Genomic DNA, 24665 nt, shown 5'->3' with positions numbered 1-24665 from the left:
TCCTCGGCGGGGTCTACCTGCTGTGGCTCCTGGTCACCGAGCGCAAGGCGGGCCGGATATGAACACCCCGAGGAGCACAAGGAGCACCGTGAACCGCCTGTCCGCCGACACCGTCACCCTGGCCTACGACCAGCGGGTCATCGCCGAGCAGCTGTCGGTGGAGATCCCCGACAACTCCTTCACGGTGATCGTCGGCCCCAACGCGTGCGGCAAGTCCACGCTCCTGCGGGCTCTGTCGCGGATGCTCAAGCCCAGCCAGGGCAAGGTGCTGCTCGACGGGCAGGTCATCCAGTCGATGCCGGCGAAGAAGGTCGCCCGCACCCTGGGCCTGCTCCCGCAGTCGTCGATCGCGCCCGACGGGATCACCGTCGCCGACCTGGTCGGCCGCGGTCGCTACCCGCACCAGGGCATCCTGCGCCAGTGGTCCACCGAGGACGAGCGGGTCGTCCAGGAGTCCATGCGGCAGACCGGGGTGGCGGAGCTCGCCGAGCGGTACGTCGACGAGCTGTCCGGCGGTCAGCGGCAGCGGGTGTGGATCGCGATGGCCCTCGCCCAGCAGACCCCGCTGCTGCTCCTGGACGAGCCGACGACCTACCTCGACATCCAGCACCAGATCGACGTCCTCGACCTCTGTGCCGAACTGCACGAGGAGCAGGGCCGCACGCTGGTCGCCGTCCTGCACGACCTCAACCACGCGGCCCGCTACGCCACCCACCTCATCGCGCTCAAGGCCGGGAGGATCATCGCCGAGGGCGCCCCGAACGACATCGTCACGGCCGAGCTGGTCGAGGAGGTCTTCGGGCTGCGCTGCCAGGTCATCGACGACCCGGAGACCGAGACACCGCTGGTGGTGCCGGCCGCGCGCAAGGCACGCGCACGCGTGGTCGCTAAAGAAGCTTCCTGAGCCGGAGCAGGTCGCGCAGACCCGCCTCCAGCTTCACCCGGCCCGAGCCCCACGCCTTGGCGAAGTTCAGCTCGCCGTGCACGAGCGCCACCAGGTCGTCGCCCGCCAGGGTGAGCCTGATCTGGGCCTTCTCCTTCGGAGGGCCCTGGATCGTGTCCCGCACCACGATCCGGCCGCCCGTCATCCGGCCGACGAAGGTGACGTCGAGATCGGTGACACGGCAGCTCACCGAGCGGTCCATGGACGCCGCCGCGGCGACGTCCCCCTCGGCGTTGCCCATGTTGTCGGAGAGCTTCTCGAGTGCGGCGCGGCACTCCTCGGTCGTGGCCATCGCGATCGACGGTACCCCAGCGGTTCGAGGTAGCGTCTGGGCATGAGCGACGCTGTTCCAGAGCCTTCACACGAGGCCACGGCCGGACCCGGGGGCGACCCGGCCGGCCCCGCCCCGCTGAACGTCCCTCGCACTCCCACCGGCAACGCCGAGGTCGACGTACAGCTGGAGCGGCTCGGCGACGCCGACCACCTCGCCACGGACGGGCACATCGAGGTGTACGAGGATGTACACCGGGGGCTGCGCGACGCGCTCACCGCGCTCGACGCGCGCCCGGGACCTCCGGCGCCCTCACCGTCGTATGACCACAGGGGGCCCTCACCCTCGTATGGCACTAGGAGCTGAACCGAACGTGGCAGGAGTCGCACGCCGTCGGCTGGACGCGGAGCTGGTCCGGCGGAAGCTGGCGCGCTCGCGTGAGCACGCCAGCCAGCTGATCGCGGCCGGGCGGGTCACCGTCGGCAAGACCGTGGCGACCAAGCCCGCCACTCAGGTGGAGACCGCGGCGGCGATCGTGGTGCAGAGCGACGACGGCGATCCCGACTACGTGTCCCGCGGTGGGCACAAGCTCGCGGGGGCGCTGGAGGTGTTCGTGCCGCAGGGGCTCGTCGTCGAAGGGCGGCGGGCGCTGGACGCCGGCGCCTCCACCGGCGGTTTCACCGATGTGCTGCTGCGGGCCGGGGCCGCGCACGTGGTCGCCGTCGACGTCGGGTACGGACAACTCGCGTGGTCTCTCCGGAGCGATGAACGCGTCACCGTCAAGGACCGTACGAACGTACGCGAGTTGACGCTCGAAGCGATCGATGGGGAACCAGTGGATCTTGTCGTGGGGGATCTGTCCTTCATCCCGCTCGGACTGGTACTGCCCGCCCTGGTGCGGTGCGTGAAGCCGGACGCCGATCTGGTGATGATGGTGAAGCCGCAGTTCGAGGTGGGGAAGGAACGGCTGGGCAGCGGGGGAGTCGTACGGAGCACGCAGCTGCGGGCGGAGGCCGTGCGGGGAGTGGCCGAGAAGGCGGGCGAGCTCGGGCTCGGGGTGAACGGGGTCACGGCCAGTCCGTTGCCCGGACCCTCGGGCAATGTCGAATACTTTCTGTGGCTGCGTGCCGGGGCGCCCGCCCTGGACCCGGCCGATGTCGACCGTGCAGTTGCGGAGGGGCCGCGTTGAGCCAGAACCGAGCTCGTACTGTTTTCCTGCTCGCCCACACCGGGCGGCCCGCGGCCATTCGCAGTGCCGAGCTGGTCGTGAAGGGGCTGCTGCGCTCCGACATCGGCGTGCGCGTCCTGGAGTACGAGGCGGCCGACCTGCCGCTGCCGCCCGAGGTGCAGCTGGTCAAGGAGGCCACCCCGCAGTGCCTCGAAGGGTGCGAGCTGCTCATCGTGCTCGGCGGTGACGGGACGCTGCTGCGCGGCGCGGAGTTCGCCCGCGCTTCCGGGGTGCCGATGCTCGGCGTCAACCTGGGCAGTGTCGGGTTCCTCGCGGAGGCCGAGCGGGACGATCTCGACAAGGTCGTCGACCGGGTGGTGTCCAAGGCGTACGAGGTCGAGGAGCGGATGACCGTCGATGTCGTCGTTCACCGGAACGGGGACATCGTCCACACCGACTGGGCGCTGAACGAGGCGGCCGTGCAGAAGGCCGGCGCCGAGAAGCTCCTCGAGGTCGTGCTGGAGATCGACGGGCGGCCGGTGACGGGGTTCGGGTGCGACGGGATCGTGCTGTCCACGCCCACGGGGTCCACGGCGTACGCCTTCTCCGCGGGCGGGCCCGTGGTGTGGCCCGAGGTGGAGGCGCTGCTGATGGTGCCGATCTCCGCGCACGCGTTGTTCGCGAAGCCGTTGGTGACCTCGCCGAACTCCGTGCTGGCCGTGGAGTTGTTGCCGCACATTCCGCCGGGGGTGTTGTGGTGTGACGGGCGGCGGACGTTCGAGTTGCCGCCGGGGGCGCGGGTGGAGGTGCGGCGGGGGGCTGTGCCGGTGCGGCTGGCTCGACTGCATCATGCTTCGTTCACGGATCGGCTTGTGGCGAAGTTCGCGTTGCCCGTGTCCGGGTGGCGGGGGGCGCCTCACTAGCCGACCGTGGGGGCTGGTTGCGGAGCGTGGGCGGCCTTCGGTCGGTGGGGCTTCTCGCGCAGTTCCCCGCGCCCCTGAAGGCCTGACACTCGCCCGAGTGACAAGGGCACCTCGCACTCGCCCGCCCCGACCTCGTAAGGTCTTCACCGTGCTGGAAGAGATGCGGATACGGTCGCTCGGAGTCATCGATGACGCCGTCGTCGAGTTGTCGCCCGGGTTCACCGCTGTCACCGGTGAGACGGGTGCGGGCAAGACCATGGTGGTCACCAGCCTGGGGCTGTTGCTCGGGGGACGGGCTGACGCGGCGCTCGTGCGGATCGGGGCCGAGAAGGCGGTCGTGGAGGGGCGGATCACCGTGGCCGCCGGCGACTCCGTCGTCGTACGGGCCGAGGAGGCGGGGGCCGAGCTCGACGACGGGGCGCTGCTGATCAGCCGCACCGTTTCCGCCGAAGGGCGGTCGCGGGCGCACCTGGGCGGGCGGTCGGTGCCCGTCGGGGTGCTCGCCGAGCTCGCCGACGAGCTGGTCGCCGTCCACGGGCAGACCGATCAGCAGGGGCTGCTCAAGCTGAACCGGCAGCGGCAGGCGCTGGACCGGTACGCGGGCGACGCGGTCGCCGTGCCGCTCGCCAAGTACACCGAGGCCTACCGGCGGCTGCGGGCCGTCTCCGCCGAGCTGGACGAGATCGTCACACGCGCGCGTGAGCGGGCCCAGGAAGCCGACCTGCTGCGGTTCGGGCTCGACGAGATCGCGGGGGTGGAACCGCGGGCCGGCGAGGACGTCGAGCTGGCGGAGGAGGCGGAACGGCTCGGGCACGCCGAGGCACTGTCGTCCGCCGCCACGGCCGCCCATGCCGCCCTCGCGGGCAATCCCGAGGACCCCGAGGGCATCGACGCGGCGACGCTCGTGGCGGGCGCCCAGCGGGCTCTGGAGGCCGTACGGTCGCACGATCCGGCCCTCGCCGCGCTGGCCGACCGGATCGGGGAGATCGGGATCCTGCTGGGCGATGTGGCGGGCGAGCTGGCGGGGTACGCCGACGACCTGGACGCCGATCCGCTGCGGCTGTCGGCCGTCGAGGAGCGGCGGGCCGCGCTCACCGCGCTGACGCGCAAGTACGGCGAGGACGTGGCCGCCGTGCTCACCTGGGCCGAGCAGAGCGCCGCGCGCCTGACCGAACTGGACGGCGACGACGAGCGGATCGACGAGCTGACCGCCGAGCGGGACGCGCTCAGGGCCGAACTGGGCGGACTCGCACAGGCGTTGACGGATGCGCGGACCGAGGCCGCGGAGCGGTTCGCGGCGGCGGTGACGGCGGAGCTGGCCTCCCTGGCGATGCCCCACGCGCGCGTGTCCTTCGCCATCCGGCAGACCGAGGACCCGGACGGCGTGGAGGTCGGCGGGCGCGCGGTCGCGTACGGCCCGGCCGGTGCCGACGAGGTCGAACTGCTGCTCGCCCCGCACCCCGGTGCGCCGCCGCGGCCCATCGCCAAGGGCGCGTCCGGCGGTGAGCTCTCGCGCGTGATGCTGGCCGTCGAGGTCGTCTTCGCGGGGACGGACCCGGTGCCGACGTACCTCTTCGACGAGGTCGACGCCGGTGTCGGCGGCAAGGCGGCGGTCGAGATCGGGCGGCGCCTCGCGCGGCTCGCGAAGACCGCGCAGGTCGTGGTGGTGACCCACCTGCCGCAGGTCGCGGCCTTCGCCGACCGGCAGCTGCTGGTGGAGAAGACGAACGACGGCTCCGTGACCCGGTCCGGTGTGAAGGTGCTGGAGGGCGAGGAGCGGGTCCGGGAGCTGTCCCGGATGCTCGCGGGCCAGGAGGACTCGGAGACGGCCCGGGCGCACGCGGAGGAGCTGCTGGCCACGGCACGTGCGGACGCGTGAGGGGTGCGCGGCTGCGACTCACCGAAGTCGTGACGCGCGCCCGCACCGGCCGTCCTGCGCGCCGGGTTGCCGGGGTCCCCGCCTCACTCCCGCCGGGCTCTCGGGCACATCTGGGTGCGCTGGTGAGCGGCGAAGTCACCAGCGCCGCTGTCCAGTTGGCCGGGACCCCGGCGGCCGGGCCCTGGAAACGGGTTGGACACCCCACTGTCACTCTTGTGAGTGACGCCGACTCGCCGCACACGCCCTTCCCCCGTTCTCCGCATGCACGGAACACCCGTACGTCCTGGCATCCTTGGCAGGGAACCCGTCACGCGTAGGAAGCGCGCGGTACACCCCTCCGCTCGACACCTTCTGTACGTTTCCTCGTGACCGTCCGACCCGAACCAGGAGCCCGGCCACGTGACCCCCGTGAGCAGCCACTCACCGCACGGCCAGTCGCCGCTGCGCACCGTGCAGGTGCTGGGCGGAGGCAACGCCGGCAGCAGCGCGCATGTGCGCTCCCTGACCTCGGGGCTCGTCGCGCGGGGCGTGCGGGTCACGGTGTGCGCCCCCGCCGAGGCGGATCGCGCCTACGACTTCACCGGGGCCGGTGCCGACCACGTGCACGTGCCGCGCAGCAGTGACCCGACCTCCGTGGCGGTGCTGCGGGCGGCCTGTGCGGACGCGGACCTGGTGCACGCGCACGGGCTGCACGCCTCGTTCCGCGCGGTGCTCGCGCTCAGCGGGCGCCGGACCCCGCTCGTCGTCACCTGGCACGACCGGGCGTACGCCGAAGGAGCGCGGGCCCATTTCGTGCGCCTTCTGGAACGCCGGGTCGTCAAGGCGGCCTCCGTGGTCCTCGGTTCCACCTCGGCCCTCGTGGACCGCGCCCGCAGGACCGGTGCCCGGGACGCGCGCCTGGCCGCCGTCGCCCTGCCCGGGCCGCGCGTGGTCGTCGAGCAGGAGGACCCCGACCGGCTGCGGCCCAAGGTGCGGGCGGAACTAGGCGCCATCGGGCGCCCGTTGCTGATGGCGGTCGGCGCACTGGAGCGGCACAAGGGCTACGAGACGCTGCTCGACGCCACACGCGCGTGGCGCCTTCTCGACCCCGTGCCGCTGGTCGTCGTCGCCGGTGAGGGGCCGCTGCGGGCGGTCCTGCAGAGCCGTATCGAGGAGGAAGGGCTGCCGGTCCGGCTGATCGGGCGGCGCGACGACGTCTCCGAACTGCTCGCGGCCGCCGATCTCGCGCTCCTGCCCAGCCGCTGGGAAGCGCGCTCGGTGCTCGCCCAGGAGGCCTTCCACGCGCGGGTGCCGCTCGTCGCCACCGAGGTCGGCGGCATCCCCGAACTCGTCGGCGACGCGGCCGAACTCGTCCCGTACGGCGACCCGGAGGCCCTCGCCGGGGCCGTGGTGCGGCTGCTCGGCGACCCCGAGCGGCGGGAGCTGCTGAGGGAGCGCGGGGTGCGGCAGGCGGCGACCTGGCCGACCGAGGACGAGACGGTCGCGCAAGTGCTCAGCGTCTACGACGAGTTGACCCAGCCCCGGCCGCTGATCTGAAGGGCCGGACCGGACCTTAGGGCACGTGTCGGCGTGCCCGCAGCGCCAGGCTCAACGCCAGTACCGTCTGCGGGTCGTCGAGGTCCGTGCCGAGCAACTCGCCGATGCGGGCGAGGCGGTTGTAGAGGGTCTGCCGGTTGAGGTGGAGTTCGCGGGCCGTCTCCGCCTTGCGGCCGGCGTGCGCCAGATAGGTCTCCAGGGTCGGCAGCAGGGGCGGCTTGGAGCGGTTGTCGTGGGCGCGCAGCGGGCCGATGGCGCGGTCCACGAAAGCCGCGAGGTCCGGATGGTCGCGCAGCCGCCACAGCAGCAGGTCGATGTCGAGGCGGCGGGCGTCGTACCAGGGGCGGTCCGACAGGCCCTGCGCCGCCGTCGCCGTCTCGGCCGCGTGGCGCAGGCCCGCCGAGGCCGCAGCCCAGCCGCCGGCGACCCCGACGACCACGACCGGCGGCTGCGCGCCCGGCCGCTGCATCCCGGCCCGCTCCACGCCCGCCCGCAGGGCCGCCGCGACCCGGTCCGCGACCGCCGGGCGCTCCGACTCCGAGCGCAGACCGAGCAGCACGAGCACCCGGCCCTCGACGGGCCGTACGCCCAGCAGAACCGGCACGCCGACCGCGGCCAGCTCCTCGGAGACCGCCCGGGCCAGGACCGCCCAGCCGCCGCCCGAGGAGCCGAGGTGCATCACGACGGGCAGCAGCGGGCCGCCGCCCGGCCTGAAGCCCAGCACGCGCGCCTGCGCGGGCGCGTCCTCGGCGGTGATCCGGCCCTCGGCGAGGTCGGTCAGGAAGTCGCCGCGCCCGCGGGCCGCCAGCTCCTCCTCCTGGCGGGCCTGCATCAGGACGACGGCGAGGATGCCCGCGGCCCGTTCCGCCGCCATCCGGTGCACCGGCCCCATCGGCCCCCGCACGGGCAGCAGGACCAGCCGCGCCCGCACCGAACCCGTACCGGCCCCGCCCCCGGGCACGTCCACGAGGACCGACCCGGCAGGCGGCGCGTCCTTGTGCTGGCCGCGCAGTCCCTCCCACACCTGGAGCGGGTCGGCGCCCTCGGGGCCCTCGCCCGCGGCGTACAGGAGCTGTCCGTCGGTCGTCTCCAGGAAGACCGGGTTGCCGCTGAAGTCGGCCAGGATGCCGAGGACCTGCGGGACACCGCCGCCGCCCAGCAGGGCCTCGGTACAGCGGCGGTGCACCTCCTCGGCCCGCTGGAGCAGCGCGTAGTGACCGTTGACGATCTCGGTGTGGATCTCCTCGGTGACCGTCACGAAGGGCACCTCGCGGTGCAGCTGGACAAGTGGCAGGCCGGTCGCGCGGGCCGTGTCGACCAGGGCCGCGGGCAGCCGTGTGAAGCGCGGGCCGAGCTCGACGACCAGGGCCGCGATCCCGCGCTCGGCCAGCGTGCGCACGAAGGCGCGCTGCTCGGCCGGACGGGTGCCGAGCCCGTAGCCGGTGGTCAGCAGCAGCTCCCCGCCCTTCAGCAGGGAGGCGATGTTCGGGACCTCGCCCGCGTGCACCCACCGCACGGTCCGGTGCAGCCGGTCCGCGCCCGCGAGGATCTCCGGGAGGCCGCTGCGCAGACCGGGCAGCTCCAGCGCGCGCTGCACGGTGATCCCGGCGCCCTGGGTGTCGAAACCGCTGTTCGTGCCGCTGTCCATGAGCCGGACGCTACCCGAGGCGTGCCCGGTGCCGTGCCGGGGTAGCGGCCGGGGCATGGACTTCAGCGTGGTGGCCGTGGCCCGGGAGGACGACAGCGCGGTGGAGGAGCCGGTACGGGTGGCGGTGGCCGCCGACCGGCTCGGGTACCGGGAGGTGTGGGCCGGGGAGGGCCCGACCTGGGACGCGTTCGTCCTCGCCACCGCGATCGGGCGGGCCACCGAGCGGGTCGCGCTGACCGCGGGACCGGTCCCGGTCAACGTGCGCGATCCGTACACCACGGCCCGCGGCGCCGCCTCGGTCGCGGCCCTCGTCGGCCGTCCGGTCGGGGTGGCCCTGGGCACGTCCAGCAAGCGGGTGGTCGAGGGCGTGCACGACCGGCCGCGGTCACGGCCCGCTGCCGTACTGGAGGAACAGGCGGCAGCCGTACGGCGGTTGCTGCACGCCTCCCCGGGGGAACCGGTCGTGCCCGGCAGCCCCTTCCGCCGCCGGTTGCCGCCGTCCGGCGGGCCCCTCACGGTGGCCGCGTTCGGGCCGCGCGCGATCGCCACGGCCGCCGCGCACGCCGACCGCATGCTGCTGGACGTCGTCTCCCCGGAGCAGGTGCGGGCCCTGCGCGCGGGGCTGGACGCGGCGGCCCGGAAGGCCGGCCGGACGCCGCCCGTGCTCGCCGCCTGGCTGCCGGCGGCCGTCGACCCCGACGCCGGGGCGCTCGCGCAGGTGCTGGGCGGCATCGCCGGATACCTGACGGTGCCGGGCTACCGCGAGGTCTTCACCGCGGCCGGGTTCGGGGAGGCGGTGGAGCTCGCCGCGGGCGGCGCGGACCGGGAGACCCTGGTGCGGGCCCTGCCCGCGGCGGCCGCGGGCACGGTCGGGCTGGTGGGCGACCTGGACGCCGTACGGGCGCGGATCGACGCCTATGCCGAGGCCGGGCTGGACGAGATCGCCCTGGTCCCGGCCACCGCGGGGGACCCGGGCGGCGAACGCACGCTGACGGCGCTCAGGCCGGCCTGATGTTGTGGTTGAAGCGGAACACGTTGTCCGGGTCGTACTGGCGCTTCACCTCGGCAAGGCGGCGGGTGTTCTCGGGGCCGACCCCGGCCGCCACGCGGTCCGCGCCCTCGTCGCCGATGAAGTTGAGATAGACCGCGCCGGTGCTCCACGGCTGGACGTCGGCGCGCATGTCCCTGACCCACTGGACGCCCCGCTCGTCGTCCGCCGGGTCCTCCCAGATCCCGAACGGGTGCACGGCCCAGGCCGCGTCCCGGTACGGCACCGGGAACTCGCGCGGACCGGCTGCGATCGCCCCGCCCAGCGGCAGCAGCACCTGCTGGCTGCCGGTGGGCACCGGGAGGGAGTCCGCGCGGGCGCAGTAGACGTCCACGAAGTCGTCCGGCGCGCCCGTCAGGTACTCCGCCGACCAGTAGTTCCGCATCCCCGGCGGATCGTCGATCATGCACTGGACGTCCGCGTACGGCATCGCCCCGACGATCTCCGTCACATGCGGCAGCGCCAGCAGCGGCTCGGCCAGTTCGCGCAGGTCCGCCTCCCCGCCGGCGTACGTCATCAGGACGCCGCACAGCAGGGTGCCGACCAGGTGCGGCGGTACGAACTCCTCGGGCGGGCCGGTGAGGTAGAGCACCCCGCCCGACGCCTCGTCCGGTCCGGCCGCGATCACGTCCCGGTAGGTGCGCACCACCTCGGGGCCGAACTCCGGGAGGTACATCAGCAGCGCGATGGAGAACTCGGGCAGTTCGTGCAGCCTCAGCGTCAGCGCGGTGGCGATGCCGAAGTTGCCGCCGCCGCCGTGCAGGGCCCAGAACAGGTCGGGGTTGTCCTCGGCGTTCGCGTGCAGCCTGGTGCCGTCGGCGGTGACCAGTTCCACATCGAGCAGGTTGTCGACGGCGAGTCCGCAGCATCGGTCGAGCCAGCCGCTGCCGCCGCCCAGCACGAAGCCGCCGACCCCGGTCGTCGAGGCCCGGCCGCCGGTGGTGGCGAGGCCGTGCGGCTGGCAGGCGCGGTCCAGGTCGCTCATCGTGGCGCCGCCCGCCACGCGCGCCGCCCGGACCGCGGGGTCGACGGTGACCGCGCGCATGTGGCGCAGGTCGACGACCAGCCCGCCGTCGTTCAGAGCCATGCCCGCCACGCTGTGGCCGCCGCCGCGCACCGCGATCGGCAGGTCGAGGTCACGGGCGCAGCGCACGGCCCGGACGACGTCCTCCTCGTCCACGCACTGCGCGATCACCGCGGGCCGGCGGTCGATCATCGCGTTGAAGACGGTCCGGGCCTCGTCGTAGCCCGGGTCCCCCGGGGCGAACACGTCGCCGGTCAGGTCCTCGCGCAGCGCGGTGAGGGCCGCGCCCGCCTTCGACGGGGATGCCATGGGGCGCCCCCTTCCGTGCAGGGGCCGATGGTGCTTCCCAGCCTAGGCGGGCCCGGCGTCCGGGTCCTGTTCAGCCGCCGTACGCCCCCGAGGCCGTCAGCCGCAGGGCGGTGTCGATGAGCGGGACGTGGCTGAAGGCCTGCGGGAAGTTGCCGACCTGACGTTGCAGGCGCGGGTCCCACTCCTCGGCGAGCAGACCGAGGTCGTTGCGGAGCGAGAGGAGCTTCTCGAAGAGCTTCCTGGCCTCGTCCACGCGGCCGATCATCGCCAAGTCGTCCGCCATCCAGAACGAGCAGGCCAGGAAGGCCCCTTCGTCGCCGGGGAGGCCGTCGACGTTCTCGTCGCCGCTGGAGGTCGGGTAGCGCAGGATGAAGCCGTCCGGCGTGGACAGCTCGCGCTGGATCGCCTCGATGGTGCCGATGACCCGCTTGTCGTCCGGCGGCAGGAAGCCCATCTGCGGGATCAGCAGCAGGGAGGCGTCCAGCTCCTTCGAGCCGTAGGACTGCGTGAAGGTGTTGCGCTCCTTGTCGTAGCCCTTCTCGCAGACGTCCCGGTGGATGTCGTCGCGCAGTTCGCGCCACTTCTCCAGCGGACCGTCCGCGTCACCGGACTCGATGAGCTTGATGGTGCGGTCGACGGCGACCCAGGCCATCACCTTGGAGTGCACGAAGTGCCGGCGCGGGCCGCGCACCTCCCAGATGCCCTCGTCCGGCTCGTCCCAGTGGTCCTCCAGGTAGCGGATCAGCTTGAGCTGGAGCAGGGAGGCGTAGTCGTTGCGGGACAGGCCCGTCATGTGGGCCAGGTGCAGGGCCTCGGTGACCTCGCCGTACACGTCGAGCTGGAGCTGGTGCGCGGCGCCGTTGCCGACCCGGACCGGGGCGGAGTTCTCGTAGCCGGGCAGCCAGTCCAACTCGGCCTCGCCCAGTTCCCGTTCGCCCGCGATGCCGTACATGATCTGGAGGTTCTCGGGGTCGCCTGCGACGGCCCGCAGGAGCCACTCGCGCCAGGCGCGGGCCTCCTCGCGGTAGCCGGTGCGCAGCAGCGAGGACAGGGTGATGGCCGCGTCGCGCAGCCAGGTGTAGCGGTAGTCCCAGTTGCGGACGCCGCCGATGTCCTCGGGCAGCGAGGTCGTGGGGGCGGCGACGATGCCGCCGGTGGGGGCGTACGTCAGCGCCTTGAGGGTGATCAGCGAGCGGATGACGGCCTCGCGGTAGGGGCCGTGGTACGTACAGTGCTCGACCCACTCGCGCCAGAAGTCCTCGGTGGCCTCCAGGGACTGCTCCGGCTCCGGCAGCGGCGGCGGCTCCTTGTGCGAGGGCTGCCAGGAGATGGTGAAGGCGATCCGGTCACCCGGGGCGACGGTGAAGTCGGAGTACGTCGTCAGGGACTTGCCGTAGGTCTCGCAGTCGGTGTCGAACCACACCGAGTCCGGGCCCGCGACGGCGACCGTGCGCCCCTCGTGCTTGTGGACCCACGGGACGACACGGCCGTACGAGAAACGCATCCGCAGGGCCGAGCGCATGGGCACGCGGCCCGAGACGCCCTCCACGATCCGGATCAGCTGGGGGGCGCCGTCACGCGGGGGCATGAAATCGGTCACCCGGACGGTGCCGCGTGAGGTGTCCCACTCCGATTCCAGGATCAGGGAGTCGCCGCGGTAGGTGCGCCGGGCGGCGGTGGGGGGCTCGGCGTCGGCCGCGTGCGCGGGGCCGAGCCTCCAGAAGCCGTGCTCCTCGGTGCCCAGCAGGCCGGCGAAGATGGCATGCGAGTCGAAGCGGGGCAGGCACAGCCAGTCCACCGTGCCGTCCCGGCAGACCAGGGCTGCGGTCTGCATGTCTCCGATGAGTGCGTAGTCTTCGATGCGCCCGGCCACGTGCAACTCCAGTCGAACGGCCACGTCACCCCCTCAAGGAAAAGGGGGCTGTCGCTTGGTGCGGTCAAGGGGGTCGTTGTAATGCGTCGTTGAGCGGTGAAGCAAAACAGTCCTGCCGCTGTGAGGCAAAACGACAACTGCTGCTCAACGAACTGACGAGCTCTCGTTGTTCCGGGGCCTACGGGTGGGGGTGGTCCCGTGTTTCCGGCCGGGCTCGGCAGTGAGTGTCCGAGCAGGATACGACGCACGTAGATGATCTGTGTGCCGCTCCGGGCAACGCGGCTGGGCCGAACGGGTGAGCAACGGGTGAGAAACGGGTGTCTTCGTGCTGGTCCGTGTCGGCGTGTGTGCGGAGCGTGGCCGGAAGCCATCTCCCCGAGGCGCTGATACCCTGGTAGCCCGTGGACCGGTGGGCGCCTGACCCCCGAACCGCACCTCAAGATCGCGACCACGGGAGCCCCCTCTTGGCCATGACCGCTGCTTTTCGAAACAGCACAGCCACGACGACCAAGCACATCTTCGTCACTGGGGGTGTCGCCTCCTCGCTCGGCAAGGGGCTGACCGCCTCCAGCCTCGGCATGCTGCTCAAGGCGCGGGGCCTGCGCGTCGTGATGCAGAAGCTCGACCCGTACCTCAACGTCGACCCGGGCACGATGAACCCCTTCCAGCACGGCGAGGTGTTCGTCACCAACGACGGCGCCGAGACCGACCTGGACATCGGCCACTACGAGCGCTTCCTCGACCGTGACCTCGACGGCTCCGCCAACGTCACCACCGGCCAGGTGTACAACACGGTGATCGCCAAGGAGCGGCGCGGCGAGTACCTGGGCGACACCGTCCAGGTCATCCCGCACATCACCAACGAGATCAAGCACCGCATCCGGCGCATGGCGACCGACGAGGTCGACGTCGTCATCACCGAGGTCGGCGGGACCGTCGGCGACATCGAGTCGCTGCCGTTCCTGGAGACGGTCCGCCAGGTCCGGCACGAGGTCGGCCGTGACAACGTCTTTGTCGTCCACATTTCCCTCCTGCCGTACATCGGCCCGTCGGGAGAGCTGAAGACGAAGCCGACCCAGCACTCGGTTGCGGCCCTGCGCAACATCGGTATTCAGCCGGACGCGATCGTGCTGCGCTGCGACCGCGAGGTGCCGACCGCGATCAAGCGCAAGATCTCGCTGATGTGCGACGTCGACGAGGCCGCCGTGGTCGCCTGCCCCGACGCCCGCTCGATCTACGACATCCCGAAGACCGTGCACGGCGAGGGCCTGGACGCCTATGTCGTCCGCAAGCTGGACCTGCCGTTCCGGGACGTGGACTGGACGACCTGGGACGACCTGCTCGACCGCGTCCACAACCCCGACCACGAGATCACCCTCGCCCTGGTCGGCAAGTACATCGACCTGCCCGACGCCTACCTCTCGGTCACCGAGGCGCTGCGTGCGGGCGGCTTCGCCAACAAGGCCCGCGTGAAGATCAAGTGGGTCACCTCCGACGACTGCAAGACCCCGGCCGGCGCCGCCGCGCAGCTCGGTGACGTCGACGGCATCTGCATCCCCGGCGGTTTCGGCGACCGCGGTGTGCTCGGCAAGGTCGGCGCGATCCAGTACGCCCGCGAGAACAAGGTCCCGCTGCTGGGCCTCTGCCTCGGTCTCCAGTGCATCGTGATCGAGGCCGCGCGCAACCTCGCCGACATCCCGGACGCCAACTCCACCGAGTTCGACGCGGCCACCGGCCACCCGGTCATCTCCACCATGGCGGAGCAGCTCGACATCGTCGCCGGCGAGGGCGACATGGGCGGCACCATGCGGCTCGGCATGTATCCCGCCAAGCTCGCCGAGGGCTCCATCGTCCGTGAGGTCTACGACGGCAAGGAGTACGTCGAGGAGCGCCACCGTCACCGGTACGAGGTGAACAACGCCTACCGCGCGGAGCTCGAAAAGAAGGCGGGCATCCTGTTTTCCGGGACCTCGCCGGACGGCAAGCTCGTCGAGTACGTCGAGTACCCGCGCGACGTCCACCCGTATCTGGTCGCCACTCAGGCCCACCCCGAGCTGCGCTCGCGTCCGACCAGGCCGCACCCGCTGTTCGCCGGCCTGGTGAAGGCCGCGGTCGAGCGGCAGAGTTCCAAGTAGCACGACAGTTGTACGGTGGCCGGGGCGCACGCATTCAAAGGGCGGGCGTCCCGGCCTCTTTTGCGCAGGTGGGGAAGGACAGGGCATGACGATCAAGGACGCTCCGGAGGAGTGGGAGATCCGGGCCACGAAGACCCCCTTCGTGGGCAACAAGACCTCCGTCCGCACGGACGAGGTGGTCATGCCCGACGGGACGGTGGTCGGCCGCGACTACCAGGTCCACCCGGGTTCGGTGGCCGTCCTCGCCCTCGACGACGAGGACCGGGTCCTGCTCATCCGCCAGTACCGGCATCCCGTACGGCAGAAGCTGTGGGAGATCCCGGCGGGACTGCTGGACGTGCCGGGTGAGAACCCGCTGCACGCGGCCCAGCGGGAGCTGTACGAGGAGGCGCACGTCAAGGCGGAGGACTGGCGGGTGCTGACGGACGTCTACACCTCGCCGGGCGGCTGCGACGAGGCGATCCGGATCTTCCTGGCGCGGGGGCTGTCCGAGGCGGAGGGCGAGCGCTTCGAGGTCGAGCACGAGGAGATCGACCTGGAGTACGCGCGCGTGCCGGTCGGCGAGCTGGTGCGGGGGGTTCTGGCCGGGGAGTTGCACAACAACTGCCTCGTCGTGGGTGTGTTGTCGTTGGTCGCGGCGCGGGCCTCCGGCGCCTTGGACGGGTTGCGGGCGGCTGAGGCGGAGTGGCCTGCGCGGCCGTTTGAGGCGTGACGGTTCTTTCGGACGCGCCGTTGTCGTAGCTGCTTCGTTGCGGGGTGCCGGTGCGTCGTGGCTTGTCGCGCCCACGCGGCGGTAGCCGCAAATCGATACAGCCCCGCGCCCCTGACCACCGGTACTGCCGAGACCGGTGATCCTATGAACCGTTGATCCGATCAGGGGACTCTCCGGCCCCCACCGCCGCGCTCCGCCAGGAACGTTGCAGAGCGTGAACTAGGCTTTTGGTGCCCGAACCGGGGTCACCGGCGGGCTTTGCGCGTGCGGTGGGACGGGAGTGTGGCCCGTGACGGATCAGGCGGTGGACGCAGACGGCACACGGTTGTCCGGCGAGGGCCGATTCCTGGGTCGGACGCGGGAGTTGAAGGAGCTGTGCGCCGACATCGAGCGCGCGGGACTCGACACGCTCGCCGGCCGCAAGGCGCCCCGCGCGCGCGTGCTGCTCATCGCGGGACGCCCCGGGTCGGGCCGTACCGCGCTCGCCGAGGAACTCGTGCGGGTGGTCGCTGACCGTTACGACGACGGGGTGCTGCGCGTCCGGCTGAGCGAGCCCGACGGCACCCCCGTACCCGTCGGGACCGCGGCCCGGGAACTGCTCGCCGCGCTCGACGTACAGGCACCCGCCGGAGCCGCAGAGGACGATCTCACCGCGGTGCTGCGCGAGGCCCTCGCGGGCCGGCGCGCGCTGGTCCTGCTCGATGACGCGGTGTCCGCGGAACAGGTGGACGCCCTGCTTCCGGATGCCCCGGAGTGCCTGGTCGTGGCCGTGTCGGGAGGGCCGCTGACCGGGATCGCGGACGTCCGTCCGTGCACCCTCGGCGGTCTCGACACCAAGTCCGCGCTGGAGCTGCTGTCCCGGCACACCGGGTCGGTCCGCGTCACCGTGGACCCCCGTGCCGCCGAGGGGCTCGTCGAGGAGTGCCAGGGCCACCCCGCCGCGCTGACGCTGGCCGGGGGCTGGCTCGCCGCCCGGCCCAAGGCGGCCGTGGCCGATCTGGCCAAGCAACTGCATGCGGAGAGTGACGAGAGGAGTCCGCTCAGCCGCGTCTTCACACTCGTCCACGCGTCCCTGCCCGCCGCAGCCGCCCGGACCCTGCGCCTTCTCTCCCTCGCCCCGGCCGGCCTCCTCGACCCGCACACCGCCTCCGCGCTCGCCGGCTGCTCTGTGGCCGACGCCCGGTCCGCCCTGGACGACTTCGTGGCGCTCGGGCTGCTGCACGCCGTGGACTCACCGCTGCCGCAGTACGAGGTCCCCGGCTGCCTGTACCCCCTGCTCAAGTCCCTCGCCGACACCCAGGACCGCCCCGCCGAGCTCCGGCTGGCCCGCGCCCGCATGCTGGAGCGGACCGTACGACTGCTCCAGTCGTCCCGCGCGATCACCGAGACCGACAGCCCCGACGCCCGCGAGAAGCTCCAGGGCATGCCCCCATCGGTGCGCTTCCCCAGCCCCCGGGCCGCCGAGGACTGGCTGCGCATCCGCAGGCCGGCCCTGCTCGCCGCGGCCCGCCTCGCCGTCGCCGACGGGGAGCTGGACACCCTGGCCCGGCGTCTGATGTCGCAGCTCGTGCGTGCCATGGTGGCCCACTTCGGCATGCAGGCCGCCGCCCCCGACCTCTACGTCCTGCACGGACTCGTCCTGGACGTGGCCGAGCGGCGCGCCCTGCCCCGCGAGAAGGCCGCCGCCCTGCTGAACCTCGCCGACCTGGACGCCCGGACCGGCCGCACCAGGGAGGCGCTGGCCCGCTACCGGGCGGCCCTGGACGCCGGACGGGAGGCGAACGACCCGTACGCGACCGGGCGCGCGATGGAATCCGTAGGCGGCGCGCATCTGGAGCTCGGGGACTACGACCGGGCCGCCGACTGGTTCGGCCGGGCCCTCGCGCAGCGGCTGGCCCGGGGCGAGCGCGCCGAGGCCGCCCGGCTGTACGGCCGTATCGCCGCCGCGCACACCTGCGCGGGCCACTACGGCGAGGCCGTCAGGAACTGGCGGGCCGCGCTCGCCGGACACCGCAGGGACGGCGATGTGGCAGCCCACGCACGGGCGTTGAGTGAACTCGCCCGGGTCCAGGAGTACGCCGGACACCCCGAGGAGTCGCTGCGCACCTGCCAGGAGGCCGTGGAATGGGCGCGCCGCGCCGAGGACGTCCGGCTGCTGGCCGCGCTCCAGCTGCGGCTCGCGGACACGCTGGACCACCTCGGCGATCCGGCCGCCGCCCAGCTGCACCGGGGCGCCGCCGAACGGCTGCTGGGGGAGGAGCTTTCCCGGGAGGAACCGGGGCCTCAGCAGGTCGAGGATCCGAAACACGCCGCTGATGCCTGCGAAATCCGCAGTACATCCGCTGAAGATTGATGCAATGAAAGGCTAGACAGCGGGAACACCTTCATTAGACTGGCTCTGCCGCACCTTCTCCTGCGGTGTCTCCTGGTGTGCTCACGCATGCCCGGGTATGTGTTGTATTGCCCCACACACTCTGAGCCAAGGACCGTGATCCACGTGAAGGTCGGCATCCCCCGCGAGGTCAAGAACAACGAGTTCCGGGTGGCCATCACCCCCGCCGGTGTGCACGAGCTCGTGCGCCACGGCCACCAGGTCGTCATCGAGCGCGGCGCCGGCATCGGCTCCTCGATCCCGGACGAGGAGTACGTCGCCGAGGGCGCGCAGATCCTGGACACCGCCGACGAGGTGTGGGCCACGGCCGACCTGCTGCTGAAGGTCAAGGAGCCGGTGGCCGAGGAGTACCACCGCCTGCGCAAGGACCAGACGCTCTTCACCTACCTGCACCTGGCCGCCTCCAAGGAGTGCACCGACGCGCTCATCGAGTCGGGCACCACCGCGATCGCCTACGAGACCGTCGAGCTGCCCTCCCGGGCGCTCCCGCTGCTCGCCCCGATGTCCGAGGTCGCGGGCCGGCTCGCCCCGCAGGTCGGCGCCTACCACCTGATGCGCTCGGTCGGCGGCCGCGGAGTGCTGCCCGGCGGCGTCCCCGGCACCCAGCCCGCGCGTGCCGTCGTCATCGGCGGCGGTGTCTCCGGCTGGAACGCCACCCAGATCGCCGTCGGCATGGGCTTCCACGTCACGCTGCTCGACCGCGACATCAACAAGCTGCGCGAGGCCGACAAGGTCTTCGGCACCAAGGTCCGGGCGATCATGTCCAACGCCTTCGAGCTGGAGAAGGCCGTCCTGGACGCCGACCTCGTGATCGGCGCGGTGCTCATCCCGGGCGCCAAGGCCCCGAAGCTGGTCACCAACGAGCTGGTCTCCCGGATGAAGCCCGGAAGTGTCCTTGTCGACATCGCGATCGACCAGGGCGGCTGCTTCGAGGACTCCCGCCCGACCACGCACGCCGAGCCGACCTTCCAGGTCCACGACTCGGTCTTCTACTGCGTCGCCAACATGCCGGGCGCGGTGCCCAACACCTCCACCTACGCGCTCACCAACGCCACGCTGCCCTACATCGTCGAACTGGCGAACCGCGGCTGGGTGGAGGCGCTGCGCCGCGACCCCGCGCTCGCCAAGGGCCTCAACACCCATGACGGCAAGGTCGTTTACCGGGAGGTCGCCGAAGCCCACGGACTGGAGCACGCCGAGCTCGAGACGCTGCTCGGCTGAGCCCCTGACCTCGGCAGAGAGCTAAGTCACCTTTTCGTAAAGGCGATACGTCAACAAGGCGCGTCAACGAGGCACATGCGGCCGGACCTTGCCCACAAGGTCCGGCCGCATGTGTGTATGGTCACTTTGCGACTCTCGGTCAACTCGCGTCGAACGTAACCCTTGAACCGATTCGTACACCGGCGAAACCTGCCGTGCGACTGCCGTACGCCCTTGACAGCGGGATGTTTCATTGCCGACACATCCTGCCGGGTCCGGCGGATTGTGTTGCTGTGAACACCCGACACGCCATAGAGTCGCCAACCGTCGGCATGGTGCCACGCTGACCTTGTCTAGAAGTTTCCTGGTCACCAAGGAGGTAAGACGACTTGTGAATGAGTCGACATTTTCTCCCGGGGGTGGTCAACCAGGAATGCCTGCCGGGGCCCAGAGCCCCGCAGGGTTCGAGGCTGTCGGCTCCGTCGCGGTGCGCACCTTCGCAGCCCACCAGAGTCGTCCGCAGACCGTGCGGACAGCACACCAGAGCATGGATGGCCATCACGTGAACGCCATGGCCGGCGACGGAAGTGGCGCGCCCCACAACCACTTCGCCGACTACGACGAACTGCCCGAGGGGCACTTCTACGACCCCGACGCCGAGTACGAGCCCGATCCGGAGTACGCGGCCACGCTCGCGCCCGACGCCGCCCGTCAGCGCCGTGAGCGCGTGGGCCCGACCGGACGCCCGCTGCCGTACTTCCCGATCCCGGGCCCACTGACCGACCACGGCCCCGCGAAGATCATCGCGATGTGCAACCAGAAGGGCGGCGTGGGCAAGACGACGTCGACCATCAACCTGGGTGCCGCGCTCGCGGAGTACGGCCGGCGGGTGCTGCTCGTGGACTTCGACCCGCAGGGCGCGCTGTCGGTGGGTCTCGGTGTCAACCCGATGGAGCTCGACCTCACCGTCTACAACCTGCTCATGGAGCGGGGCATGGCGGCCGACGAGGTCCTGCTGAAGACCGCGGTCCCCAACATGGACCTGCTGCCGAGCAATATCGACTTGTCGGCGGCGGAGGTCCAGCTGGTCTCCGAGGTCGCCCGCGAGTCGACATTGCAGCGCGCCCTGAAGCCGCTCATGGCCGACTACGACTACATCGTGATCGACTGTCAGCCCTCGCTCGGCCTGCTCACGGTCAACGCCCTGACGGCCGCGCACAAGGTGATAGTGCCTCTGGAGTGCGAGTTCTTCGCGCTGCGTGGTGTCGCACTGCTGACGGAGACCATCGAGAAGGTCCAGGAGCGGCTCAACCCGGAGCTGGAGCTCGACGGGATCCTCGCCACGATGTACGACTCGCGCACGGTCCACAGCCGTGAGGTCCTGGCCCGGGTGGTCGAGGCGTTCGACGACCACGTCTACCACACGGTCATCGGGCGCACGGTGCGCTTCCCGGAGACCACGGTCGCCGGTGAGCCGATCACCACGTACGCCTCCAACTCCGTCGGTGCCGCCGCCTATCGCCAGCTCGCCAGGGAGGTGCTCGCCCGGTGTCACGCCGAGTGAGTCTGCCGGGGGCCGACGAACTGTTCCGTACGACAGGGGGAATGGCGCTCCAGGCGTCCACTCCCCGGCGGGGGGCCAACGGCGAGGCCCGGGTACCGGCTCCCGCGGGGGAGTCCGACGGGGCCGCAGCCGAGGACGCGCCGCAGTCCGTGCCCGCGCAGGGCGGGGACGGTGACGGGGCCGAGCACGTGGCGGCCGACGCCGAGTCCGCCGAGGCGGGCGAGTCCCGTCTCCGGGCGGCCGCGGCGGAGCGCTCCGCGCGACGTCAGGAGGCGCAGGAAGGTTCTGCCCAGGCCTCCGGCGCGCAGCCGCGCGGCAAGCGCGGCCGGTCGCCCGCCAGGCGGCCCAGCGGGCGCGAGCGGCACGACGAGAAGATCACCGTGTACGTGTCGGCCGAGGAGCTCATGGATCTGGAGCACGCCCGCCTGGTGCTCCGGGGTGAGCACGGGCTGGCGGTGGACCGCGGACGGATCGTCCGTGAGGCGGTCGCCGTGGTGCTGGCGGATCTGGAGTCCCGCGGGGACGCGAGCATCCTCGTCCGTCGGCTGCGTGGGCGGTAGCGGTAGCCTGCGGAGGCCATGACCTCGAACGACGCTTCCGTCCCCGTCCCCGGCCCCGGCGGCTCCGCCGGACGTCGGCGTGCGCTGGGCCGGGGTCCGGGCGCTCCGCGGGGTGTACCGGGGGCAGGGGCGATGCCGGTCCCGGATGAGCCGGAGATCGCGGGGGCGGGGTCTGAGACTGCGCCGGAATCGGAAGCTGTTCCGGAACCCGAGGCTGTCCCGGAGCCGGAAACTGTCCCCGAGCCGGGGGCCGGGCCGGTGGTGGAAGCTGAACCCCGGACCGGGTCCGAGCCGGTGGTGGAGGCCGAACCCGGGACCGGGTCCGAGCCGGTGGTGGAAGCTGAACCCCGGACCGAGCCCGACCCGGTGGTGGAGGCCGAACCCGAGCCCGAGCCCGAGCCGGTGGTGGAGGCTGAACCCGAGCTGGAGCCTGAGGCGGTTACGCCTTCCGAGGCCGGCCCGGTGCCTGGGATCGGCTCGGCGCCGGAGATCCGTCCAGAGCCCGGGACCGGTCCAGTGTCCGAGATCGGCTCGGCGGCCGAGATCGGCTCGGCGCCCGAGATCGGTCCAGTGCCAGAGATCGGCTCGGCGCCCGGGATCGGTCCAGCGCCGGAGATCGGTCCGGCGCCCGAGGCCGCCCCCACGGATTTGCGCGAGGGTGAGGCCGACGGGGGCTTCAAGGTTCGGCTCGCCAACTTCGAGGGCCCCTTCGACCTCCTCCTCCAGCTCATCTCCAAGCACAAGCTGGACGTCACCGAGGTCGCGCTCTCCAAGGTCACCGACGAGTTCATGGCGTACATCCGGGCCATGGGTCCGGACTGGGACCTGGACGAGACGACCGAGTTCCTCGTCGTCGCCGCCACCCTGCTCGACCTGAAGGCGGCCCGGCTGCTGCCTGCCGCCCAGGTGGAGGACGAGGCCGACCTGGCGCTCCTGGAGGCCCGGGACCTGCTCTTCGCGCGGCTGCTCCAGTACCGCGCCTACAAGCAGATCGCCGACATCTTCAACCGGCGGCTCGACGAGGAGGCCCGGCGCTACCCCCGTACCGTCGGGCTCGAACCGCACCACGCCGACCTGCTGCCCGAGGTCGTCATCAGCATCGGGCCGGAGGGATTCGCCAAGCTCGCCGTGAAGGCGATGCAGCCCAAGCCCAAGCCGCAGGTGTACGTCGACCACATCCACGCGCCCCTGGTGAGCGTCCAGGAGCAGGCCGGAATCGTGGTCGCCCGGCTCAGGGAGCTCGGTGAGGCCAGCTTCCGCCTGCTGGTGGAGGACGCCGACGGCACCCTGACCGTCGTGGCCCGCTTCCTCGCGCTGCTGGAGCTGTACCGGGAGAAGGCCGTGGCGCTGGACCAGGAGACCGCGCTCGGGGAGCTGCTCGTGCGGTGGACCGGCGGCGCGGGGGAGGCCGAGCCGATGGTGACCGACGAGTTCGACCGACCGCCCGAGCCGCCCAAGGAGGACAAGGCGTGAGCGAGGACACCACCGAGGTCCCGGCGGGACCGCCGGGCGTGGCCGACCTGGAGCTGAAGCCGGCCCTGGAGGCCGTCCTGATGGTCGTGGACGAGCCCGCGACCGAGGAGCACCTGTCGAGGATCCTGGAGCGGCCGAAGCGGCAGATCACCAGGGCGCTCAGGGAGCTGGCGGGCGAGTACGCCGCCCAGGGGCGCGGATTCGAGCTGCGGCACGTCGCGAACGGATGGCGGTTCTACACCCGGGCCGCGTACGCCCCGGCCGTGGAGCGCTTCGTCCTGGACGGCCAGCAGGCCCGGCTCACCCAGGCCGCCCTGGAGACGCTGGCGGTGGTCGCCTACCGTCAGCCGGTCAGCCGCAGCCGGGTCTCCGCGGTGCGCGGAGTGAACTGCGACGGTGTGATGCGCACCCTGCTCCAGCGGGGTCTGGTCGCGGAGGCGGGCACGGAACCCGAAACAGGTGCGATCCTGTACGTGACGACGAACTACTTCCTGGAGCGGATGGGCCTGCGCGGTCTGGACGAGCTCCCGGAGCTCGCGCCCTTCCTCCCGGAGGCGGAGGCGATCGAGGCCGAGACCCAGGAGGCCGTACCGTCGTTCGATCCGGACGCCCCGGATTCCGAGGACGCAGACGACAAGACGGAACTTTGATGCGAAGCAGCAGCGGCAGGAACAGCAGCGGAAACAACGGCGGGAGCCGTGGTGGCAACAGCGGCGGCCGCGGTGGGAACAGCGGTGGTCGCGGCGGGAGCACCGGGGGGCGCGGCAACTACCGCGGTGCCGGGAACGACCGCGACGACAAGCAGGGCGGGCGGCCGAAGAAGCCCCGTCCCGAGGAGCGGCGCTACGACGTGGGTCCTGGCGCCTCCCCGGACGGCCCGAAGTCGGGGCGCGGTGCCTCGGCGCGCGGCGGTGCCAAGGGCGGACCGAAGCAGGGCCAGGGCACCGGGCGCGGCCGCTGGGTGCCGGCGACCTCCCGCGAGTACGAGGCGCGGGCCGAGGAGCGCAACCGGGAGCGGTACGCCGGCAAGAAGGACGTGAAGCTCCCCAAGACCTTCCCGGGCGCCGAGCAGGAGGGCGAGCGGCTCCAGAAGGTCCTCGCGCGCGCGGGCTACGGCTCGCGGCGGGCCTGCGAGGAGCTCATCGAGCAGGCGCGGGTCGAGGTCAACGGCGAGATCGTGCTGGAGCAGGGCAAGCGGGTCGACCCGGAGAAGGACGAGGTCAAGGTCGACGGCCTGACGGTGGCGACCCAGTCGTACCAGTTCTTCTCGCTGAACAAGCCCGCCGGTGTGGTCTCGACGATGGAGGACAACGAGGGCCGGCAGTGCCTCGGCGACTACGTCACCAACCGTGAGACGCGCCTCTTCCACGTGGGACGGCTCGACACCGAGACCGAGGGCGTCATCCTGCTCACCAACCACGGCGAGCTGGCCCACCGGCTGACCCACCCGAAGTACGGCGTGAAGAAGGTCTACCTCGCGCACATCGTGGGTCCGATCCCGCGGGACCTCGGCAAGCAGCTCAAGGACGGCATCCAGCTGGAGGACGGGTACGCGAAGGCGGACCACTTCCGGGTCGTCGAGCAGACCGGCAAGAACTACCTCGTCGAGGTGACCCTCCACGAGGGGCGCAAGCACATCGTCCGCCGGATGCTCGCCGAGGCGGGCTTCCCGGTCGACAAGCTGGTGCGGGTCGCCTTCGGGCCCATCACCCTGGGAGACCAGAAGTCGGGCTGGCTGCGGCGCCTCTCCAACACCGAGGTCGGCATGCTGATGAAGGAAGTCGACCTGTAGGCCCTCCCCACGCGCGTGTGCGGCCGGTTCCGGAACCTCCGGGGCCGGCCGATGCGTTTTCGTCCTCCCGTCGGTCTGTATCCGTGACGGAGGGAGTGGGGATGGACGCGGGGAGCGGTAGTCGTGGCGGGACGTGTCAGGCAGGGCTGGAGGGCCGTGTGCGGCCTTCGCGGCCCGTCGGGCTCCCCGGAGCTCGGGGGACGGCTGTGAGGCCG

General features: G+C 71.9%; 20 protein-coding genes. 16 read left to right on the top strand and 4 right to left on the bottom strand.

All coding sequences use genetic code 11. From position 1 onward, the window contains the following. Window positions 1-58 precede the first annotated feature (58 nt). Window positions 59-904, top strand: coding sequence for an ABC transporter ATP-binding protein (locus M2163_RS14595; protein WP_280894148.1), 846 nt, complete (start codon window positions 59-61; stop codon window positions 902-904). Here M2163_RS14595 and M2163_RS14590 read toward each other — a convergent pair. After that, window positions 888-1235, bottom strand: a complete 348-nt coding sequence (locus M2163_RS14590) for an SCP2 sterol-binding domain-containing protein (RefSeq protein WP_280852360.1) — start codon at window positions 1233-1235, stop codon at window positions 888-890. The genes M2163_RS14595 and M2163_RS14590 overlap by 17 nt on opposite strands. A 42-nt stretch (window positions 1236-1277) precedes the next feature. Between M2163_RS14590 and M2163_RS14585 the strand changes: the two genes are divergently transcribed. The 5 genes from M2163_RS14585 to M2163_RS14565 all read left to right on the top strand — a co-directional run bounded on the left by M2163_RS14585 (window position 1278) and on the right by M2163_RS14565 (window position 6720). Next, the gene (locus tag M2163_RS14585; protein WP_280894147.1) at window positions 1278-1580 is read left to right on the top strand and encodes a hypothetical protein; all 303 of its coding nucleotides are present in this window, start codon (window positions 1278-1280) and stop codon (window positions 1578-1580) included. 7 nt (window positions 1581-1587) lie between these two features. Further along, window positions 1588-2403 carry a TlyA family RNA methyltransferase gene (locus M2163_RS14580; protein ID WP_280852362.1) on the top strand — a complete coding sequence of 272 codons (816 nt, stop codon included), beginning with the start codon at window positions 1588-1590 and terminating at the stop codon, window positions 2401-2403. Then, window positions 2400-3305 (top strand): NAD kinase, encoded by a 906-nt coding sequence (locus M2163_RS14575; RefSeq protein WP_053847878.1) that lies wholly within the window; start codon window positions 2400-2402, stop codon window positions 3303-3305. Before M2163_RS14580 ends, M2163_RS14575 begins: the two co-directional genes overlap by 4 nt. Window positions 3306-3465: 160 nt before the next feature. Continuing rightward, a complete protein-coding gene (gene recN / locus M2163_RS14570) occupies window positions 3466-5184 on the top strand; it encodes a DNA repair protein RecN (protein ID WP_280897257.1) in 1719 nt (572 codons plus the stop codon). Window positions 5185-5583: 399 nt separating this feature from the next. After that, window positions 5584-6720: a glycosyltransferase family 4 protein gene (locus M2163_RS14565; protein ID WP_280852363.1), complete on the top strand. Its 1137-nt coding sequence runs from the start codon at window positions 5584-5586 to the stop codon at window positions 6718-6720. Window positions 6721-6736: 16 nt separating this feature from the next. Here the strand turns inward: M2163_RS14565 and M2163_RS14560 are convergent, their stop codons facing one another. Next, complete coding sequence (locus tag M2163_RS14560; protein WP_280894146.1) at window positions 6737-8368, bottom strand: PucR family transcriptional regulator ligand-binding domain-containing protein; 1632 nt, start codon at window positions 8366-8368, stop codon at window positions 6737-6739. Between the two features lie 55 nt (window positions 8369-8423). Between M2163_RS14560 and M2163_RS14555 the strand changes: the two genes are divergently transcribed. Next, entirely contained in the window at window positions 8424-9380 is a 957-nt protein-coding gene (locus M2163_RS14555; protein WP_280894145.1) for an LLM class F420-dependent oxidoreductase, read from the top strand. Here M2163_RS14555 and M2163_RS14550 read toward each other — a convergent pair. Both M2163_RS14550 and M2163_RS14545 read right to left on the bottom strand, forming a co-directional pair. Next, on the bottom strand, window positions 9367-10749 hold the full coding sequence (locus M2163_RS14550; RefSeq protein ID WP_280894144.1) for an FAD-binding oxidoreductase: 1383 nt from the start codon (window positions 10747-10749) through the stop codon (window positions 9367-9369). The genes M2163_RS14555 and M2163_RS14550 overlap by 14 nt on opposite strands. 70 nt (window positions 10750-10819) lie before the next feature. After that, entirely contained in the window at window positions 10820-12622 is a 1803-nt protein-coding gene (locus M2163_RS14545) for a glycoside hydrolase family 15 protein (protein WP_053851662.1), read from the bottom strand. 470 nt (window positions 12623-13092) lie between these two features. Between M2163_RS14545 and M2163_RS14540 the strand changes: the two genes are divergently transcribed. The 9 genes from M2163_RS14540 (at window position 13093) to M2163_RS14500 (ending at window position 24450) form a co-directional block, all read left to right on the top strand. Then, window positions 13093-14757, top strand: a complete 1665-nt coding sequence (locus M2163_RS14540) for a CTP synthase (RefSeq protein WP_280852367.1) — start codon at window positions 13093-13095, stop codon at window positions 14755-14757. A gap of 85 nt (window positions 14758-14842) precedes the next feature. Next, window positions 14843-15469, top strand: coding sequence for an NUDIX hydrolase (locus M2163_RS14535; RefSeq protein WP_280852368.1), 627 nt, complete (start codon window positions 14843-14845; stop codon window positions 15467-15469). Window positions 15470-15758: 289 nt separating this feature from the next. Next, on the top strand, window positions 15759-17822 hold the full coding sequence (locus M2163_RS14530; protein ID WP_280852369.1) for a tetratricopeptide repeat protein: 2064 nt from the start codon (window positions 15759-15761) through the stop codon (window positions 17820-17822). Window positions 17823-17966: 144 nt separating this feature from the next. Next, on the top strand, window positions 17967-19082 hold the full coding sequence (ald, locus tag M2163_RS14525) for an alanine dehydrogenase (RefSeq protein ID WP_280852370.1): 1116 nt from the start codon (window positions 17967-17969) through the stop codon (window positions 19080-19082). Window positions 19083-19494: 412 nt separating this feature from the next. Continuing rightward, complete coding sequence (locus M2163_RS14520) at window positions 19495-20625, top strand: ParA family protein (protein WP_020117888.1); 1131 nt, start codon at window positions 19495-19497, stop codon at window positions 20623-20625. After that, window positions 20610-21185: a hypothetical protein gene (locus tag M2163_RS14515; protein WP_280852371.1), complete on the top strand. Its 576-nt coding sequence runs from the start codon at window positions 20610-20612 to the stop codon at window positions 21183-21185. Before M2163_RS14520 ends, M2163_RS14515 begins: the two co-directional genes overlap by 16 nt. Window positions 21186-21800: 615 nt before the next feature. After that, window positions 21801-22658 (top strand): segregation/condensation protein A, encoded by an 858-nt coding sequence (locus M2163_RS46620; protein ID WP_348540983.1) that lies wholly within the window; start codon window positions 21801-21803, stop codon window positions 22656-22658. After that, a complete protein-coding gene (scpB, locus tag M2163_RS14505; protein WP_280852373.1) occupies window positions 22655-23308 on the top strand; it encodes an SMC-Scp complex subunit ScpB in 654 nt (217 codons plus the stop codon). Before M2163_RS46620 ends, scpB begins: the two co-directional genes overlap by 4 nt. Continuing rightward, the gene (locus tag M2163_RS14500) at window positions 23308-24450 is read left to right on the top strand and encodes a pseudouridine synthase (RefSeq protein WP_280852374.1); all 1143 of its coding nucleotides are present in this window, start codon (window positions 23308-23310) and stop codon (window positions 24448-24450) included. The genes scpB and M2163_RS14500 overlap by 1 nt, the downstream gene beginning before the upstream one ends. Window positions 24451-24665 lie beyond the last annotated feature (215 nt).

Source organism: Streptomyces sp. SAI-135 (assembly GCF_029893805.1).
In the GTDB taxonomy this organism is placed as follows: Bacteria; Actinomycetota; Actinomycetes; order Streptomycetales; family Streptomycetaceae; genus Streptomyces.
The sequence above is the reverse complement of the archived record's forward strand: the minus strand, read 5'-3'. Positions and strand labels throughout refer to the sequence as shown.

What these genes read in the sequence shown, in the direction of transcription:
- M2163_RS14555 (WP_280894145.1), top strand. Translation starts at nt 8,424, where the DNA reads ATGGACTTCAGCGTGGTGGCCGTGGCCCGGGAGGACGACAGCGCGGTG.
- M2163_RS14535 (WP_280852368.1), top strand. Translation starts at nt 14,843, where the DNA reads ATGACGATCAAGGACGCTCCGGAGGAGTGGGAGATCCGGGCCACGAAG.
- M2163_RS14520 (WP_020117888.1), top strand. Translation starts at nt 19,495, where the DNA reads ATGCCTGCCGGGGCCCAGAGCCCCGCAGGGTTCGAGGCTGTCGGCTCC.
- M2163_RS14590 (WP_280852360.1), bottom strand. Translation starts at nt 1,235, where the DNA reads ATGGCCACGACCGAGGAGTGCCGCGCCGCACTCGAGAAGCTCTCCGAC.
- M2163_RS14550 (WP_280894144.1), bottom strand. Translation starts at nt 10,749, where the DNA reads ATGGCATCCCCGTCGAAGGCGGGCGCGGCCCTCACCGCGCTGCGCGAG.
- M2163_RS14560 (WP_280894146.1), bottom strand. Translation starts at nt 8,368, where the DNA reads ATGGACAGCGGCACGAACAGCGGTTTCGACACCCAGGGCGCCGGGATC.
- M2163_RS14595 (WP_280894148.1), top strand. Translation starts at nt 59, where the DNA reads ATGAACACCCCGAGGAGCACAAGGAGCACCGTGAACCGCCTGTCCGCC.
- M2163_RS14540 (WP_280852367.1), top strand. Translation starts at nt 13,093, where the DNA reads ATGACCGCTGCTTTTCGAAACAGCACAGCCACGACGACCAAGCACATC.
- M2163_RS14500 (WP_280852374.1), top strand. Translation starts at nt 23,308, where the DNA reads ATGCGAAGCAGCAGCGGCAGGAACAGCAGCGGAAACAACGGCGGGAGC.
- recN (WP_280897257.1), top strand. Translation starts at nt 3,466, where the DNA reads ATGCGGATACGGTCGCTCGGAGTCATCGATGACGCCGTCGTCGAGTTG.
- M2163_RS14585 (WP_280894147.1), top strand. Translation starts at nt 1,278, where the DNA reads ATGAGCGACGCTGTTCCAGAGCCTTCACACGAGGCCACGGCCGGACCC.